Annotated in this window: 11 protein-coding genes; 4 read left to right on the top strand and 7 right to left on the bottom strand. The window is 61.3% G+C overall.

The window, feature by feature from the left end:
- Positions 1 to 51 precede the first annotated feature (51 nt).
- From CRO18_RS08900 to CRO18_RS08915, 4 genes are all read right to left on the bottom strand, one after another.
- Positions 52 to 2,733: an EAL domain-containing protein gene (locus CRO18_RS08900; protein ID WP_097081858.1), complete on the bottom strand. Its 2,682-nt coding sequence runs from the start codon at positions 2,731 to 2,733 to the stop codon at positions 52 to 54.
- Positions 2,734 to 2,812: 79 nt separating this feature from the next.
- Entirely contained in the window at positions 2,813 to 4,621 is a 1,809-nt protein-coding gene (locus CRO18_RS08905) for a patatin-like phospholipase family protein (RefSeq protein ID WP_097081859.1), read from the bottom strand.
- Between the two features lie 11 nt (positions 4,622 to 4,632).
- A complete protein-coding gene (locus CRO18_RS08910) occupies positions 4,633 to 5,646 on the bottom strand; it encodes an endonuclease (protein ID WP_097081860.1) in 1,014 nt (337 codons plus the stop codon).
- The gene (locus CRO18_RS08915; protein ID WP_212710084.1) at positions 5,633 to 7,618 is read right to left on the bottom strand and encodes an AAA family ATPase; all 1,986 of its coding nucleotides are present in this window, start codon (positions 7,616 to 7,618) and stop codon (positions 5,633 to 5,635) included. The genes CRO18_RS08910 and CRO18_RS08915 overlap by 14 nt, the downstream gene beginning before the upstream one ends.
- Positions 7,619 to 8,138: 520 nt before the next feature.
- Between CRO18_RS08915 and CRO18_RS08920 the strand changes: the two genes are divergently transcribed.
- Complete coding sequence (locus tag CRO18_RS08920; protein WP_097081862.1) at positions 8,139 to 9,878, top strand: bifunctional diguanylate cyclase/phosphodiesterase; 1,740 nt, start codon at positions 8,139 to 8,141, stop codon at positions 9,876 to 9,878.
- A gap of 134 nt (positions 9,879 to 10,012) precedes the next feature.
- Here CRO18_RS08920 and CRO18_RS08925 read toward each other — a convergent pair whose 3' ends face one another.
- Entirely contained in the window at positions 10,013 to 10,213 is a 201-nt protein-coding gene (locus tag CRO18_RS08925; protein ID WP_076483001.1) for a hypothetical protein, read from the bottom strand.
- 185 nt (positions 10,214 to 10,398) lie between these two features.
- On the opposite strand from CRO18_RS08925, the gene CRO18_RS08930 reads away from it, so the two are divergent.
- Positions 10,399 to 12,384, top strand: a complete 1,986-nt coding sequence (locus CRO18_RS08930) for a bifunctional diguanylate cyclase/phosphodiesterase (protein ID WP_249276021.1) — start codon at positions 10,399 to 10,401, stop codon at positions 12,382 to 12,384.
- Positions 12,385 to 12,726: 342 nt separating this feature from the next.
- On the opposite strand, the gene CRO18_RS08935 is transcribed toward CRO18_RS08930, so the two are convergent.
- On the bottom strand, positions 12,727 to 13,716 hold the full coding sequence (locus CRO18_RS08935) for an aldo/keto reductase (RefSeq protein WP_097081863.1): 990 nt from the start codon (positions 13,714 to 13,716) through the stop codon (positions 12,727 to 12,729).
- Between the two features lie 181 nt (positions 13,717 to 13,897).
- On the opposite strand from CRO18_RS08935, the gene CRO18_RS08940 reads away from it, so the two are divergent.
- Positions 13,898 to 14,515, top strand: a complete 618-nt coding sequence (locus CRO18_RS08940) for a class I SAM-dependent methyltransferase (RefSeq protein ID WP_097081864.1) — start codon at positions 13,898 to 13,900, stop codon at positions 14,513 to 14,515.
- Positions 14,516 to 14,537: 22 nt separating this feature from the next.
- Here CRO18_RS08940 and CRO18_RS18615 read toward each other — a convergent pair whose 3' ends face one another.
- Positions 14,538 to 14,750 carry a hypothetical protein gene (locus tag CRO18_RS18615; protein ID WP_076483004.1) on the bottom strand — a complete coding sequence of 71 codons (213 nt, stop codon included), beginning with the start codon at positions 14,748 to 14,750 and terminating at the stop codon, positions 14,538 to 14,540.
- Positions 14,751 to 15,101: 351 nt separating this feature from the next.
- On the opposite strand from CRO18_RS18615, the gene CRO18_RS08950 reads away from it, so the two are divergent.
- Entirely contained in the window at positions 15,102 to 17,039 is a 1,938-nt protein-coding gene (locus tag CRO18_RS08950; RefSeq protein ID WP_249276022.1) for a methyl-accepting chemotaxis protein, read from the top strand.
- Positions 17,040 to 17,042: the final 3 nt, after the last annotated feature.

Consider the following 17,042-nt stretch of genomic DNA (forward strand, 5'->3'; position numbering starts at 1 on the left):
GCTCAGGCGGTGCGCCCCGTCCCCCCGGTCGGGGCGTACGTTATTTTGGCTTCAGGCACTTTGGTAATTTGCATCGGTCTCGACCCAATGGCTCGGCTTGTCACTTTGTTTTGCGGCGATCCAATGTGCGAAATCTTGCTCGGGCATCGGGCGGGCGAAGTAGAAGCCTTGCAGGCAATCGCACCCCAGCCGCGCCATGGCCAAGGCTTGAGGAAGCGTTTCCACCCCTTCAGCGGTGAGCCCGATGTTCAGCGCATGGCCCATATTGCCAATCGCCTCCACCACAGGATCCACGCCTTTGCGCGCAATCAAAGAACGGTCGATTTTCAGCCGATCCGGGCGGATGCGCTGCACCGTCGCCAAAGAGGTGCGACCGCGCCCGAAATCATCCAATTCAATCTCGATCTGCTGGGCGCGCAGCCGGTCAAGCACGTCTAACAGCCCGTCGGTGATTTCATCGTAATCAAGCGTTTCCAACAGTTCAAAGGCAAGCCCACAGGGGAGCGGACCCAACGCGGCCAGATCGTCGAGCAGGTCGGGCTGCATCAGCCGCTGCACATCGACATTGACCGAAACCTTCGGCACGATCAGCCCGCGCGCCTTGAGGTTGTGCACCGTCTTGATGGCTTTGCGCAAAACGATCCCGTCGATGCGCGCCATATGCCCCATCTCGCGGGCAATCGGTAAGAAACGGTCGGGGCTGATCGGGCCATCTTCGGCGTCGTGCCAGCGCAACAGCGCTTCCGCGCCGATAAGCTCATGGTTGATCGCCCCTACCTGCGGCTGGAAATAGACCTCTAGCCGATCATGGCGCAGGGCATCTTCCAGCTTATCGGCCAAGCGTTTCGTTTCTTCGACTTTGCGGCGCAGTTCCGGCGAAAAGAGCACCATCCGGTCGCGTCCGGCGTTTTTGGCGGCATAAAGGGCGATGTCGGCATCTTGCGCCATGGCCCCGGCTTCGGCGGCCCCGGCCTCGCCTGCGGTGCGCGCGCTAAGCCCGACCGAGGCGCTAAACCACAGTTTGCGCCCCTCAAACTCCACCGGGTCGCGACAGGCGCTTAGGAAACTTTCAGCACAGGCGCGGGCCATCGGTTCGGCGGCCTCGCCTTGCACAAAAATAGCGAATTCATCACCGCCCATCCGTGCCACTTTGGCGCCGGGCGGAGCGGCCAACTTGAGCAACCGGGCTGCGGTACACAGCAAATGATCGCCTGCAACATGGCCGAACACATCATTGATGGATTTGAACCGGTCGATATCAATATGCAGATAAGCGACGGGCTGGTCTGGCGCGGCCTTTGCAAGGCTGTCTTTCAGGTGCAGGTCCATGCCGCGACGGTTCAAAAGCCCCGTGAGTGGATCATGTAGGGCGTCATAGGCGATGCGGGCTTGTGCGGCTTCGGCTTCGGCGCGGGCGGCCAAAAGTTCGCGTTCTCGCGCGACCCGCTCCGAGACATCGTAATTCACGCCGATGGCGCGCACGGCCCGCCCCTCGCGGTCGCGGAAAATCCGCGCATGCGTGCTGATCACCCGGATATCACCATTCGCGGTAATGATCCGGTATTCGGCTTCCATATCTGTGCCCTCTGCGATGGCACGCTGAAACTTTTCTTGTGCATAGGGGATGTCGTCGGGATGGACGAGCTTGCACCAATGCTCAAACGTGCCCTGAAACGTGCCCGGTTCGAGCCCGTAGAGCCGATGCATCGTTTCGTCCCAAACCTCATGGCTGTTGATGATATCGAGATCCCAGACCCCGATTTGAGCGGCATCGGTGGCGATGCGCAGCCGTTCGCCCAAGAACCGCGCCCGCTCGGCCTCGGTATGGGCGGCATTGGCCCATCTTAAAAGCCCAAGCCCGGCAAGCCCGATCAGCAAGGCCGCAACAAAGGCGGCCAGCCCGGTTTTTGCGCTGTCGATCAGGGCGTCTTGGCGCAACGCACTGGTGGTGCGCACCGCCAAGACATCAAATAGGCCCGAGGGGCTTTGGCGTAGGGTGCCGACGGCATCGGGCTGGTCATAACTGCGCGCGCCCGCTTGCGGTTCTAGGGTTTGCGCAGGCCGCCGCGCGATGGCGGCTTTGAGCGATTGCGGCAGGGGGCGTGCGCCAAACGGGCTGGGCAGGGCGATAAACTGCCCATCGGGGTGCACACGGAGATAGACTTGCACGTCATTCGCCTGAAAAGGCTTGCGCAGATAGGCAAAATACCCCTCTTGCGCGGCCACCGCGATCACCCCGCCAAAGCGCCCCTCGGGCGTATAGATCGGCACACTGAGCGGCAGCGACCAGGTGCCATCCACTCGGGCACGGACCGGGGGATTGATGTAAAACCCTTCCCACATCTGGTCGCGAAACAGCCGGAAATAGGGCCGGTCGGAGAGGTCCAGCCCAACCGGGCTGCCCCGTTCATAATAGCCTTCGATGACATGGCCGGTGGCATCAATCACCAGCACTGCGGAAATGCCGATATTCTCGCGCACCACCTTTTCGATTGCTTCATCGGCGGAATGGACAAGGTCATCGGTGCGCGCGACCTCGGCCACGGTTTCTGCCGAAAGCCGCATCGAGCGGATTAGCAATTCCATGTGATCCGCAGCGATATAGGTGTCATCGACCATATTGGCGAGAGATTGCGTCCAACTGCGATGATATTGCAAAACCGCAATCAGCCCCCCCAAGGTGGCCGCCAGCAAAAACACAAGCGCTGATCCAGAGACACTACGAAACGTCATACTAATTATCCCGACACGCGCTTTACGTTATGCTCACCGGGGTTAATGAGGTCTTAACGGCTTGAACCTCTTTCTGGGCTCAACTCATTTCCGCGATATGGCGCAGACGGGAGCGCGATTTCGGCAATTGCTCTTTCTCGGCCGCGCTGAGCCCATTGGCGCCAAGTGCCGCGATTTGCGCGGCCCGATCATGCAGTTTTTGCCGCAAGCCCGCCGGCAGACGATATTCGGTCGTGCCATCTTCGAGCGCGAGCGCGGGGTAATTCGGCGCATCGCCAAATTCATGTGCCCAATTGGCGGCGAACTGCGCCAGAAGGTCATCCAAAGCGCGGATCTCGGTAAGGAAACGGCGGCGACGATGCGCTTCAAAGTCGAATTCACGCACCAGCGCATCGCCCGCCTGCGCCCCAAAGCTGTTGAGCAGCTTGATCGTCTTTTCAGGCATTTGCAGGTTCATCCCGCCTTCGGTTTCGGTCAGGTTGATCGTTACAATCCGTTCGCGGAACCCGGTCAGCACCGCTTGCAGCGAGTCTTGCCAGTCTTTTGCACTGTCAAATAGCGCGCCAACAAAGCCCCCCAAACCCGTCACCGGATGGGTGCGCAGCGCGCGGCCTTCTTTCACGTCAACGGGCAGATCAATGCGGCCTGCATAGGCATCTTCCGGGCCATTGCGGTCGGGGTCGAAGCTCGCCAGCGCAATGCCGAAGGTGGGGCGCTTGGGCAGAAGGCTGTCGAAGAAATGCACCGGGAAGTTGGACGATAGGCCGCCATCGGAAAAGACGCAGCGACGCAGGCGGTCTTTCGGGGCGGCATGGGTGAGCGTGTGGTCAATGCAATAAAGCGGCACGGCCGAAATCAGGCCGGGGAAAGACAGGCTCATCCGGGCCAGCACCACAAGCGGCACATCATCCATTTGGAAGTAATAAAGATTTTTGTCGCCAGCGTGCCAATGCTCAGACACACGATTGCTGCGCGTGATCATCGCATCGACCACCCGATCGGGGAACAGGGCGCGGAATTCGGTTTCATCAAAGGCGTAAAGATTGCTTTGCATCGGCAAAATGAAGGGGCGGCGCGTGGTGATATCGGTCGTCATCGTTTGCACGGTGATCTTGTGCGAGCGCGTCTCGGCGCACAGCATCCCGGTGCTGAGCGGCCCTTGACCGGGGGCGAGCCCGGCAATCTCGTCCAGCTTCACGGTCATCCAATCCGTCAGACCACTGTTTTCGGGGTAGCCGACCTGCGTGCGCCCGCGGCACAGCCCGTAATCTTGTTTGGCGAGATTGTCTTGCAATTGCTGTTTGATCGCCAGCGCAGGCCCCGCAATAAGCCCCGCCACCAGCACGATCAGCCCGACGATGAGCCAGCCCCAGACCACGGAGGAGGAGGCAAAAAGCGCCAGCACCAAAAGGATCGCGCCGGGAATAGCGCCCTTTGCCATATCGCGCGGATAGCCGCGCAACAGCGCCCAAACGACCGCGAGCGGGGTCTTCCAATCGATCTTGCGGCTGTCTTGCGGTGTGTCGTCTTTGGGGGCCTTGGGCTGCAAGGACATCAGCAGCCGAAACAGATTGGCCATGGCGGGTTCGGGTTGGAATTTTTCGAGCACCGAATTGGAAAGCTCGTTACCCACTTCTTCGATCTTCTCAAACCCACCGCTTTCCCGGCCATATTCGGCCGCCGCCGCAAAGGCCGCCGCAATCGCCCCCGCCGATGTGCCGCCGATATTGACGAAGCGATAGCTTTCAGAAAGCCGTTTGAGCGCACCGGGATAGACCACGCCCGAGGTGATCCCCCCTTTCATCACCAGATCGCATTCGCGGCTTGGCAGCGGTTTGGTCTGGGGCGGGGCAATGGGGTCGGTCGGGGTCGTCGTGGCCTCGGTCATCGCGTTCTCCTTCAACTGTTCATCTCGCGCAGCCAGTGGTCGATCCACTGGCACACCATTTCGGAATAAGGTTGGTCGGGTTCGGCCATCGTGCGGATCACGCCAATCAACCGGTCGGCAAAGGCATCAAGCAGGGCCGCGGCCTCGCGCGTGCCGGGGTCTGGGCTTTGTCCGAGCCGGGCGGACAGCGCATCGGCCTCAAGGATCATCTGCTCCAAAAGCGCCAGATGCCGCAAAATCCGGGTGCGCGCTTGCACAAGGCCGAGCCGGTTCAGCCCATAAACTTGGATCGACACGGCCCCGCGTGCAGAGACATGGGGCGGCACCTGATCCGGGGCGATATCGGCGCCAGCGGGCAAAAGCGGCAAGGCATCGGGGGCGCCTTGGTCTAAGGCTTTGGGCACCACAAGGCCCAAAGGTTCGGCCGCATCCACCAAAAAGCGCAGATGCGCGCGCGGGTCATCGCGGCACGGGTCCAGCAGATAGGGCCGCTCCGCCGCGCTTTCGGCAAAAGGATCGGCGCTTGTGCCATAGGCGCGGGTGCCCGCAAAAACCGGAAAGGCGTTTTCTTTGCCGGTTTGCCAGATCGGTTTGGCGCTTTCATCCAACTCAGCCAAGCTTGCCGTCTCGGGAGTGGGCAAAATTTGATAGCGGCGGCGGTTGCAATCAATGCAAGAGGGCAGAAGGTTCTCCCAATCTGCGGCAAGCCACCAATAGCCGAAATGGTCCGGGTCATCTTCGACGCCACCTTTGGGGCGATAATGTTCAATATCCACAGGGGCTTGGGCGGCATAATCGCTTTCGCAATAGGCGCATTTGCCGTGGAAAAGCTGGGTGAGCGCGAGCTTCACCGCCTCATCTTTGTAGATTTTGAAGCCATAGGTTTTGGGGCGGTCTTCGCCCGCGGCCACTTTCGCGCGGGCTTTGGCCACATGTTTGGCGGCTTTTGCACGTTCTCTCGCGGCGGCGCTTTCGGGGCCGTTCATCGCTTTTGGGACGGGGCCGGTCCGCTCAACTTGGCGCATCGCGCACCCCTTTCAAAATCGCGACGATCCGTTTTTTGGTTTCGGCGCGCAGTGCGCTGCGGCGCGCGGCGGTAAGCTTTTGTTGCTCGCGCAGAAAATCGGCAACGGCCTCTTGCACCAGCATCGACACTTCGGACGAACCGACCGGCAGCGCGCCGTTCACCTCGGCGCGGAATTGCGCCAAGAGCGCCTCTTGTTTTTCGGTCTCCGTGCCGTCTTCCGAGGAGATTCCGGCCAAAGCATCGACCAATTCCGCCATACTGGCCCCGGTATGGGGATCATCGGTGTCGTAAAGCGCGAAGAAATCGGATTTCAGCAACTGCTCGATTGTGAGCTTGCCGATATCGGGCAGGGTGGTCAGCGCATCGACCTTCATCGGCAGTTGGCTGCCCGCCTCTATGCCGGGGATGCGGCGCAGCACCAGCACTTCACCATCTTTCATGCCGCGCAGGCACAAAGGGTCGTGGGTGGTGGCGATGATCGTCATGCCCGGCAGCGCTTGGCGTAGGCCCGCCATGACTTGGATTTTCCAGCGCGGGTGCAGATGCGATTCAATTTCATCGACCAAAAGCACCCCGCGCGCGGATTTGAGCGAGGGGAAATGGCCGGGGCTTTCGGGGTCGATCAGCCAGCGCATCACGTCGCAAGTGAGGGCGAGCATCGTCCGAAACCCAGAGGAGACGGCATCAAGCGGGGTGAAGGTCTCCGCCCCCTCGGGCTCATGCCGTTCGGCGCTTGTCACCACCATGCAGCCGCTGGTGCTGCGATCAATCCGTAAAAATCCACCGCCCGGACCAAAGATGAAGCGCAGCGCCTGCACCACCTCGTCGAACTGCGCATCAGAAAGGCTTTCAAGCCATGTGCCGGGGTTGGAAAGCAGGTTTTCCGCACGAAAGAGCGTGATGATCCCGCGCTCGGGGGCCCAGCCGTGGCAGGCTTTGACGTAATGGCGATAGGCGCCATAGGCGAAGATTGGCAGGCCCTTCGGGAGCACGCCCTCGGTTTCAAAGCCATCACGGGTGAGCCGCAACATGACGCGCGACAGCGTACCATCAACGGCGCGGAAGGTCAGGCGGACGAGCCCGCTTTTGCGGGCCGCGAGCGCGCTGCCCATTTGCGCCGGGTCCAAAAGCAGGGCTTGCGGATCAAGCTTCAGCGCTGCGCGCGCCTCTGGCGGGGCAAGCGTCAGCGCGATGGCTTCCAAAAGCGAGGATTTCCCGGCCGAGTTTTCCCCCAAAATCAGCCGCGCGGTGGCGGCGGCATCGGGCGGGTCCGGCGCAGGCAGATCAAGCTCCAGCTTCTCGATCCCCTTGAAGCCTTTGATTTCGACTTTCACCAATGCGGGCGGCAGGGTGTAGTTCGCCTCGGTGTCTGCGGGCTGCAACAGATCCGCGAGGCCGCTGCCTGTGCCCATGGAAAAGAGGTTCTCGGCGGGCCGCTCAAATCCGCGCCGGGTGATCGGCGCGCTGGGCGCAGCGCGCTCAGATTGGACAAGATTTCGTAGAAAGCCCGCAAATTCAGAGGCCTGATCCGGCGCGCCGGTTTGCGCGGCAACGGCGGCGGCCCGCGCGGCCACCAGTGCGGGGCGGTTGAGTTTATAGGTTTTGATCGTTTCGCTGCCGCGCTCGGTCAACCGTTCCCAATGGCCATCGGGGCGCGCAAGCAGATGGCTATCAAGGTCTTGATCAAGGCTGGGGTCCAAAAGGAGCGCTTCTTCTGCTTGAAGGCTGTCATCTTGCGGCCAGCTTCCTGCGCCCTCAGTCATATAAGCCGTGTAAAGCTCGGGCGAGGGCAGCGCCGCGCGTCGCGCTGCCACCGGAAAGGCATTGCGCGGGGTGGGCAGGCAATCGGCGCAGATGGGCAAAAGATTTTGCCAAGCATCGGCAAGCCAGCCATAGGCCAGATCGCCATTCGTATTTTGAAACGGCAAAGCTTCTGAGGGCGGGCGGAAGCGAAACACCTGCAAGGTCACCTTGCGTTCGCAAAAGGCGCATTTGTGGTCAAACAGGGCAGCTAGATCCGCAAGCAGCGCGGGGGAGGGCGGCAAGGACCGTTCCGGCGGGCGCGTTTGTGCTCGGGCACGCGGGTCGCGCCCCAACCAGTCCAAATAGGCCGCCCGGCGCCGCACAAAGGCCGGAGCGGAAAGCGAAGGAGGCGCCTGCGGCGGTCTTGAAACGAAACGCATGGCAAGAACTCGGACAGGAAAAGCAATAACTCTTGCCCGATGATAGCACAGCACGGGACAAAATCATCCGTTGCGGCTTGCGCGCGCGGATCGCGCAAAAGCGGCCTCTTTTTTTGACCAGTTCGGGCGCGCGTCAAGGATTTGGTTGCATATTTCTGCGCAGATGGGGCGAGTGGCGACCTTTGGGGCGCCTGAATGCCTTGCCTAAGCACGGAGCGCCCTTCGTGAGCCGACCCTGCTCCTCCTTCCGTTTTCATCGCGCGTGCCGCGAGATCTCTGCGGGTGCCTGCCGCAGAAAGGGGCGCTGATGGAGGCACGATTCGACCCATTTGGCGCGCGCTCCAGCGCTTTTGGCGAAAGCGGTGGGTGCCGGCCCGAAGCCTTGGCGCGTCTGGAACGTTTGAGCGGGCTCGGTGCATGGTGCCATGACCCAAAAGGCGGGCAGGTCCGCGCCAGCGCGCAGGTGTATGAGGTGCTTGGCCTGTCACCGGACAGCGATCTGGACCTCGAAACGGTTCTGGCGCGGTTTGTTTCGCCCAAGGCACGGCAATTGCTTTTGGATCGGCTGGCCGCATTGTCTGCGGGTGGGGCACAGGCCGCCAAAGCACGCCCTGCAAGTTTGCCGCTGTCGTTTGATGCCACCATTGCCACCCCGGCGGGGCAGTTGCGCCGGGTTCGGTTGCGCGCGGAGGTGGATGGGGGGGCATCGGGCACGGGCTGCGTGATTGGGACTTTGCGCGATGTCACCCATGAAAACCGTGACCGCCAGCGGCTTTGGCAAGCGGCGAATATTGACGATCTGACCGGGCTTGCGAACCAGCGCTGGTTTCAGCGGCGCTTACAATTAGCGCTGAACGAGGGCACGGCTTTGGCGCTCGTGTTGCTTGATCTCGATGGCTTCGCGCAGATGAGCGACCAATTGGGCGCGGTGCAATCCGATGCGGTCTTGCGCGAAATCGCCGAGCGGCTTTCCGGGCTTGTTGGCGATGAGGGGATGGTGGCGCGGATCGCGGGCGAAGAATTCGTTTTGATGCGCGCGGGCCCCGATACGGATGATCTGGCGCAGGCTTTGGCCGATGGGGCTTTTGCTGCGCTTGAGGAGCCATTTTCCATTGCCGCCTCGGCAGGGTTCGCGCTTCATGCCGCGGCGGGGATGGCGACAAGCCCAACAGATGCCAAAGACTCCGAAGGGTTGATGCGGTGCCTGCGTCAGGCTTTGGCTGAGGTGAAACAGATGGGGCCGCTGACCCATGCCGCGTTTTTGCGCGGGCCGACGCGGGCGCGGTTTGAAGCGCGGCGCGAAGCGATTGCTTTTGTGCTGGCCGCCGCCAAAGAGGGGCGCGTGCGCGCCTATTACCAACCCAAAGTGAGCTTTGCGACGGGTCAGGTCGTGGCGCATGAGGCGCTTGCGCGGATCATCGGCCGTGACGGGAAGGTGAGCGGGCCGGAGCAATGGGGCGCGGCGCTGGATGATGTGGATTGCGCGCGCCACGTCGATGCGGCGGTGCTGCAAGCGGTGCTGGATGACCTAGAACGCGATGCCGGGCGGTTGCACCGGGTGGGGGTGAATTTCTCGGAACACAGCCTGCGCTGTCCCGTATTTGCCGACCGGCTTTTGCAAGAAATCGCCACGCGTGGCTTGGTGCCTGACCTGATCGAGGTCGAGGTGATCGAGACGGTCTTGGTGGGCGAGCGGATGCAGCCACTTTCGCAAGGCTTTGCCCGGTTGCGGGCGGCGGGCATTCGGATTGCGCTTGATGATTTCGGCACCGGTTTTGCCTCGCTTTCGCATCTGCGCGATCTGCCGATTGACCGCATCAAGCTCGACAAATCCTTTGTGCTGGGGCTGGGTGCCGACGCCCGCAATGCGCCGATTTTGCGCGCGATCATCGAGCTTGCGCATGCGCTTGGCCTTGAGACCGTGGCCGAAGGTGTGGAGACAGAGGAAGCCGTGGCCTTTTTGCGCGCGCTCAATTGCGGCGAGGGGCAGGGCTACCATTTTGGCATGGCCCAACCTTTCGAGGCGCTTCCCTCCCCCAACGTCTGAGCCTTTTGACAAGCGCAGGCGCGTCCCTTTGCGCCAGCGACAGAGGCTAGGACAGGCGGAATACTCCGCCTGTGGGACGCGAGTGCATGATGGGTTTGTGCATGGCTGGTGATGTGGGTCGGGTGCGCGGCTTTTTAGAGCGCGCGCAGATAGGGGGCGATCGCCTCTTCTACCTCGGCGCGAGTGAAGTGCTCGCTGTAACCTTGCGGTTTCCCACGGCTATTCACAGCAACGCTAAAGCCCGCCGCGCGCCACAAATACAGCGTGACATTGCCGTAGCACGAGATTTGCGGTGGTTGGCGCGTGATGGTTTTGGCGATGGCGCTTTGGCCCATGGTGATTCCCCTTTCTGGTGGCAGGCAGTGGGGGCAGCTTCACCGCTCAGGGTTAACAGCGCGTCAACCGCGTTTGCATCCAATTCCGCTTCGAAACAAATTTTCAAAACCGCTTCAGGGTCCGACAACCTTTTGCTGCGACAACGGGATAAACCGTCCTTTGGACCTTGCCGAAGATCCTTGCCGTGAGACAGATTTTTCGCTCCTTGATCGCGCCGATCCGCGCGGTGCTGACGCGACACCCAAGCCCGGAAGATGTGAATTCCGTGGTTTCGGGCACGGCGTTTGGCGCGTTTATCACAGCGCTGAATGCTGTGATCTATGTGATTGGGGCTTTCGACAAGGAAGAGGTCGCTTTCTTGGCGCCGTGGCTCGGCGCGGTCGTGGTGCTTTGCGCGGTGCTCAGCTGGATGTCGATCCGATCGTCCAAGCGGGCGGTGCGCCGGGTGTCCAAGCGCACTGCGCGGCGATTGATGATCACCTCTGTATTGTTGGCGCTGCCGTGGGCGGCGCTGCCGATCCATGTTTTCGCGCTGCATGGGGCGGGCGATCCGCATGGCGCGGGAGAGCCGATGTTGGTGATGGTGGTTTCCACCGGGATGCTCGCGGGGGGCGTGTTGGTGCTGCACCGCGCGCTGACAGCTGCGGTGACCTATATGACCACGATCTTGCTGGCGGTGACAGGGTCGGTGCAAATCGGTGGCTGGGAAGAGGCTTGGCCGATCACCGCCTATTGCTTCATCTATGGGATGTTTCTGGCCTATTTCGCCACTTCGGCGGGCGATACAGCGCGCCAGCGCGACGAGTCGGTTGCCGCCCTTTCGCAAGCGGTGGAGGGGCTGCGCGCGGCGCGAGATGAAAACTACCTGCTTGCCAATATCGACGACACGACCGGGCTCTTGAACCGCAAAGCCTTCAATGCGCGGTTGGCCGAGGCGGTTGCGCAACAAGCGAGCAACGGAGGTGGCTTTTCGGTTCTTTTGATGGACCTTGACCGGTTCAAAAACGTCAATGACCTGTTTGGCCATAGCGTGGGCGATGAGCTTTTGGCCGAAATTGCGCGGCGGTTGCGGGCCAATTTGCATGAAGGCGATGTGATTGGGCGCATCGGTGGCGACGAATTCTGCATCATCTTGGTGGAAGCGGCGACCGAGGCTCAGATCAAATCCGTCGCCGGGCGGCTTTTGGAGGCGCTCAACGTGCCGGCACGGCTTGCGGGGCGGCAGGTGCACCCCGGGGCCTCTATTGGCGCGGTGATCTGCCCCGATGATGCCGCCGATCCGGTGGAATTGTTCCTTAAGGCGGACCTTGCGCTGAACCGCGCGAAAGAGGCCGGGCGCGGCCAATGCGTGAAGTTTGACGACCATCTGCGCCAGCAGGTGATCACCAATGACCGGATCGAGGCGGGCCTGCGCGATGCGCTGAAAGACAACCTGCTCTACGTGCAATACCAGCCGAAAATTTCGCTCCGCGACGGTCGCCCGATGGGGGCAGAGGCCTTGGTGCGATGGACCTTGCCTGATGGGCAGAAGGTTTCGCCCGAGTTCTTCTTGTCGATTGCGGCAGAGCGCGGCCTTTTGCCCTCGCTCTCGCGCCATATCGCGGAAGCGGTGGCGGATCATATTCTGGGCTGGCGCGCCGAGGGGCTGAACCCGGGTAAGATTGCGCTCAACATCCACCCCGATGACATCAAATCCCCCGAACTCTTGATGGAAACGATCCAGATGTTCGAGAGCAAGGGGATCACCGGCGACGATCTGCTGCTGGAGATCACCGAGGGCTGCTTGATCGGGCGCGGCACCGATATGGTGAGCCGCCTTCTCGATGCGTTGGCGGATCGCGGGTATGATCTCTCGCTTGATGATTTCGGCACCGGCCATGCGGCGCTGGCGCATTTGAAAAAGATCCCGGTGGCAGAGATCAAGATCGACCGTAGCTTCGTTTCGGGGCTGGAGGTGCGCCGCGACGACCGCGCGATTGTGGCCGCAATCACCGAGATTGCGCGCGGCATGGGGATTCGCTCCGTGGCCGAAGGGGTCGAGACACAGGCGCAATGCGACATGCTCAAAGCGCTGGGGGTCGAGGTCGGTCAGGGCTATCTTTGGTCGCGCCCGATCAGTGCCGAAAGCTTCGCTGCCTTTTTGGCGGAGCAGCAGCGCAAGGTCGGCTGAAAAAGTCGGGTATCCCTCCCTTCCATCCGTGGCGCGAGACAGACCACGCCGCTCAGCAAGCTGAACAGCCGCCACACAAGTGCGACGGGACGGTTAAGGGACTGGTTAAAAGCAAACGTCTCGCGGTAAAATGAAAAAATGTAGCGGAAATGGGTCGCTACGGATCACTGGTAACAAACTCCTTTGCCCCACTCTATTGGGGGAAAATCCCCATAGGGCGGGGTGTCGCAGGGCCCGAGGGCCCCGAAACGCCTTAAAACATTGCGCTTGAGGGGCGCGAACTGAAACAACTCTGCCGCAAAAAATTTCAGTTTTCAACTTTTGGTTGCGACATATTCAGAATTAGAGACCGGCCGCGTCTTCCAGCACTTTGGGATAGCGCGCGCCCACGACCCCAAGGGTAGCGGTGGCCTCGGTCAGCGCCTTTTGCACCGCTTCGGGCAAGACCAGATCAGCTGCGGCCAAGTTCTCCGCCAAACGTGCCCGTTTTGTGGTGCCGGGGATCGGCACGATCCACGGTTTTTGCGCCAGAACCCAAGCCAATACCACTTGTGCGGGTGTCGCGTTCAAATCGCGGCCAATCTCGGCAATGCGGTCCACCAGCGCTTTGTTATGGGCCATCGCCTCGGGCTGGAAACGCGGATGCGATTTGCGGAAATCCTCCGCCCCAATCTCATCGGCGCTGGCAATCGCGCCGGTCAAAAAGCCCCGCCCCAGCGGGCTAAAGGCGACGAGGGCGATGCCGCGCTCTTCCAAAGTGGGCAAAATCTCTGCTTCGATCTGCCGGGTCCAAAGCGAATATTCGCTTTGCAGCGCGGTCACCGGGCAGACCGCATGGGCGCGTTTGATCGTGCCCGCGCCCGCTTCCGAAAGACCAAAGTGCAAAACCTTTCCCTCGGCAATCAGATCGGCGACCGTGCCCGCGACCTCTTCAATCGGCACGGCAGGGTCAACGCGGTGTTGGTAGAAAAGGTCGAGCCGATCAGTGCGCAGGCGTTTGAGCGAAGCCTCACAAACCGCCCGAATATGCTCCGGGCGGCTGTCGGTGCCAACCGAGCGGCCCGCATTGTCGATTTCGAAGCCGAATTTCGTGGCCAGCACGACCTGATCGCGGATCGGTTCGAGCGCTTCGCCCAACAGGTCTTCATTCGCGTAGGGGCCATAGACCTCGGCGGTGTCGAAGAAGGTGACGCCCATTTGATGCGCGTCGCGCACAAGTTGCACCATTTCAGCCCGCGCAGGCGGTGTGCCATAGGAAGCGGTCATTCCCATGCAGCCAAGGCCAAGGGCAGAGGTTTCGGGGCCGCGTGCGCCCAATTTGCGTGTGATCATCTGGGGTCTCCTTTGCGCCAAACTATGGGGCGGGCGGGGACGATGAAAAGGGCGCGGCGGCACTGTCAGTTATGTGCGGACCTCACAAATCGGGCTGCGCCAGATCGTCCCGCGTGTGGGCGGGGGCTACCGCCGAGGCAAGCGTGGCGCTAGGGTCGCGGCATAAACGAGGGGGCCTATCATGAGCGACGTGCAACTTCAGTTCTGGGACAAGGTGGCCGAGCGCTATGCGGCGCGCCCGCTGAAAGACCCGGGGGCGTTTGAAGAGATGCTGGTCGAGGTGGGCGGCTGGTTGCAACCTGGCGATAAAGTGCTGGAAATTGGCTGCGGCACGGGCTCGACCGCGGTGCGTTTGGGTGGCGGTGTTGGGCAGTGGCTCGCCACCGATCTTTCGCCCGAAATGGTGCGGATTGCCCAAGCGAAAGAGGCGCCTGAAGGGGTGCGGTTTGTCGAGGCCCCGGCCGATGCATTGCATGATGCCGCGCCCTTTGACGCGATCTGCGCTTTTCACATTTTGCATCTGGTGCCCGATGCGCAAAAAACGCTTGCCGTCTTGCGCGAGCAATTGGCGCCGGGGGGGCTTTTGATCTCAAAAACTTGGTGCTTGCGGGACTTTAACCCGCTGATGCGGATGATCTTTCCGATCTTGCGCAAACGCGGCTTGATGCCGCCGATCAACCAACTGCGCTACCGCGATTTGCGTGCGATGATCGAAGGTGCTGGCTTTAAAATCGAGGGCGAGCGGCACTTTGGTAAGCACCGCCACAGCCGGTTCGTGATTGCGCGCAAGGCGGGCTAAAGCGCCCGCCTTCGGTGCAGGCTTAGCTGTCGGATTTGGGCGCGTCTTTCGGCGCGGGGGGCGTGTATTTGATCAGCAAATGCCAGCCCGCATAAGCGCCAGCCGCCGCGAAGATCGCCGCCCACATATAGCTTTTGGTGCTGACCACCTCAAAGGCGGCCCAAGCAAAGCAGAAGCCCACCACAGCAATGCGCACCACCAGCGGCTTGAACATCGGATGATCGAAGCTCGACATCAAGAATTCCCCTTTTGCGCCCAACCGCGCGGCGGTGCGGCGCCTCTTTGGCCCGGTCTGGGCCCCTTCTGCCTTGGTCCGGCCGCAAGCCGCGGCACGTGGGCCCGCCGCATGCGAGCCGTGCCGCAAGGATCGCGAGCCGGGGGGTAATGTCAATGCGACGAGAAGGAAGGGGCAGACGGTTACCGCCGCGCGAAAAAGGATGCCTGCAAACATACATAATTGAGATTTCTATGAAAATAAGGGTTTCTTGACCCTTTGGTGCAATGGTCGACTCGCCCGGTTTGTATTTTCTTCTGTGCCTTTTTGAGTTGGCCGGGTGTTTTCGTCCCCAGACCCATAGGCCCAATCGTGACCCGATTTCGTATATTGCGTGGTATTTCCGCGCGCGTTTATGGCATTGTCGCCGTGGCGGCGCTTGCCCTCGTTCTGCTCTCTGAATTGCTTTTGACCTTCGCGGCCGACAATGCCGTGGCGATGCGCCGACAACATCTGAGCGATGTCACCGACACGGCGCTTTCGGTGCTGCGCGACCTTGATCGACACATACACGAAGGCGAGATGACGCCTGAGGCTGCCCGTGCCGAAGGGGCGCGCCGATTGGCCGAATTGCAGTTCGATCAATCGGGTTATTTCTACGTGTTCGATCACACCGGCACGATCGTCATGCATCCGACCCATCCTGACTGGGTGGGGACCTCACAGCTTGATTATACTGATGCCAACGGCACCCGGATCTTTGCCGAGATGATTGATCAGGCAGAGTCAGAGGGATCGGGCGCGCTGCGCTATGAATTTAACAAACCCGGCACGACGGAAGTTGAAGAAAAGATTGGTTTCGTGCGCGATTTCGCACCCTGGGGCTGGATCGTCGGCACCGGGTCTTACATGAGCGATATCCATGCCGCGCTCGGGCATTTGCGGACGGTCTCGACGCTGGCAATGGTGGTTGCGCTCTTGACGCTGATCGGTGTTGCCACGGTGCTTGCGCGCAGCGTGACCAAGCCTTTTGCGGCGATCCATCGGCGGATGGAGGCGATGACGACCGGGGATATCAAGAGCCCGGTGCCCGGCACAGATCGGTGCTGCGAAATGGGCGATATGGCCCGCGCGCTTGACAATTTCCGCGCCGAACTGGCCGAAAAAGAAACGCTAGAGGCGCAGCAACGCCTTCAGGCCGAAGAGATCGCCCGCGCCGAAGCCGAAGCCCATGCCCGCGAAGAGGAACTGGCCCGCCGTGAGGCAGAGGCGGAACAGGCGCGCAAGCGGGAGGCAGAGGCCCTTGCCGCAGAGCGCGCCGCAGAAGAGGCCCGCCTTGCGGCCGAGCGCGACGAACAGGTGCGCCAACAGCAATTGGTGGTTTATTTGCTTGCCGAAGGGCTGCGTGCAATTTCGGAAGGCAATCTGACGGTGCGTATCGACAATGAAGACTTCCCGCCGGGCTATATTGAATTGCGCAATGATTTCAATGCCGCTGTGGAGAAGATCGCGGGGTTGATCTCTGGCATTATGGACTCGACCGATGCGGTGGAACATAGCGCCGGTCAGTTGAGCCTTGCGTCTGAAGATTTGGGGCGGCGCACCGAGACGCAGGCGGCCTCTTTGGAGGAAACGGCTGCCGCGATGAACCAGATGGCCTCATCGGTGGAGCAATCGGTGACCAGTGCGCGCAATGCCGCGCAAGCGGTGCGCCGCACGCGCCGCAGCACCGAAGTGGGCCTGAGCGTGGCGCGCGAAACCCGTGGCGCGATGCAAGATATTGCGGAAAGCTCGGATCAAATCTCGCGCATTACCAGCGTGATTGACGATATCGCCTTCCAAACCAACCTCTTGGCGCTCAATGCCGGGGTTGAGGCGGCACGTGCTGGCGAAACGGGGCGTGGTTTTGCCGTTGTCGCCTCTGAGGTGCGGGCACTGGCGCAGCGCTCCTCAGAAGCGGCGCAAGAGATTGCCAAGCTTATTGAAACCTCGGGGCGGCATGTCCAGCTTGGGGTGAAATTGGCGTCGCGGTCTGACACCACCTTGGAAGAGATCAATACATTGGTGGGGGATTTGGATCGGCTTTTGGGCGATATCTCCAATGCCGCAACCGAGCAGAACGCTGGCATTTCAGAGGTATCGGCGGCTGTGAACCAATTGGATCAGGTGACCCAGCATAATGCGGCGATGTTTGAGGAAAACTCCGCCGCAACGCAGGGGCTGCTCAACGAGGCGCGCACGCTCAAAGACCTGAGTGCGGTGTTTCGTATTCAGGGCGGTGCGCCTGAGGGGCAAAGGCTGGCGTCCTAACCC

Source organism: Rhodobacter sp. JA431 (assembly GCF_900217725.1).
Taxonomy (GTDB): Bacteria; Pseudomonadota; Alphaproteobacteria; order Rhodobacterales; family Rhodobacteraceae; genus Rhodobacter; species Rhodobacter aestuarii.

Coding starts and splice junctions, on each gene's coding strand:
- CRO18_RS08900 (WP_097081858.1), bottom strand. CDS start 2,733: ATGACGTTTCGTAGTGTCTCTGGATCAGCGCTTGTGTTTTTGCTGGCG.
- CRO18_RS08905 (WP_097081859.1), bottom strand. CDS start 4,621: ATGACCGAGGCCACGACGACCCCGACCGACCCCATTGCCCCGCCCCAG.
- CRO18_RS08910 (WP_097081860.1), bottom strand. CDS start 5,646: ATGCGCCAAGTTGAGCGGACCGGCCCCGTCCCAAAAGCGATGAACGGC.
- CRO18_RS08920 (WP_097081862.1), top strand. CDS start 8,139: ATGGAGGCACGATTCGACCCATTTGGCGCGCGCTCCAGCGCTTTTGGC.
- CRO18_RS08925 (WP_076483001.1), bottom strand. CDS start 10,213: ATGGGCCAAAGCGCCATCGCCAAAACCATCACGCGCCAACCACCGCAA.
- CRO18_RS08935 (WP_097081863.1), bottom strand. CDS start 13,716: ATGATCACACGCAAATTGGGCGCACGCGGCCCCGAAACCTCTGCCCTT.
- CRO18_RS08940 (WP_097081864.1), top strand. CDS start 13,898: ATGAGCGACGTGCAACTTCAGTTCTGGGACAAGGTGGCCGAGCGCTAT.
- CRO18_RS18615 (WP_076483004.1), bottom strand. CDS start 14,750: ATGTCGAGCTTCGATCATCCGATGTTCAAGCCGCTGGTGGTGCGCATT.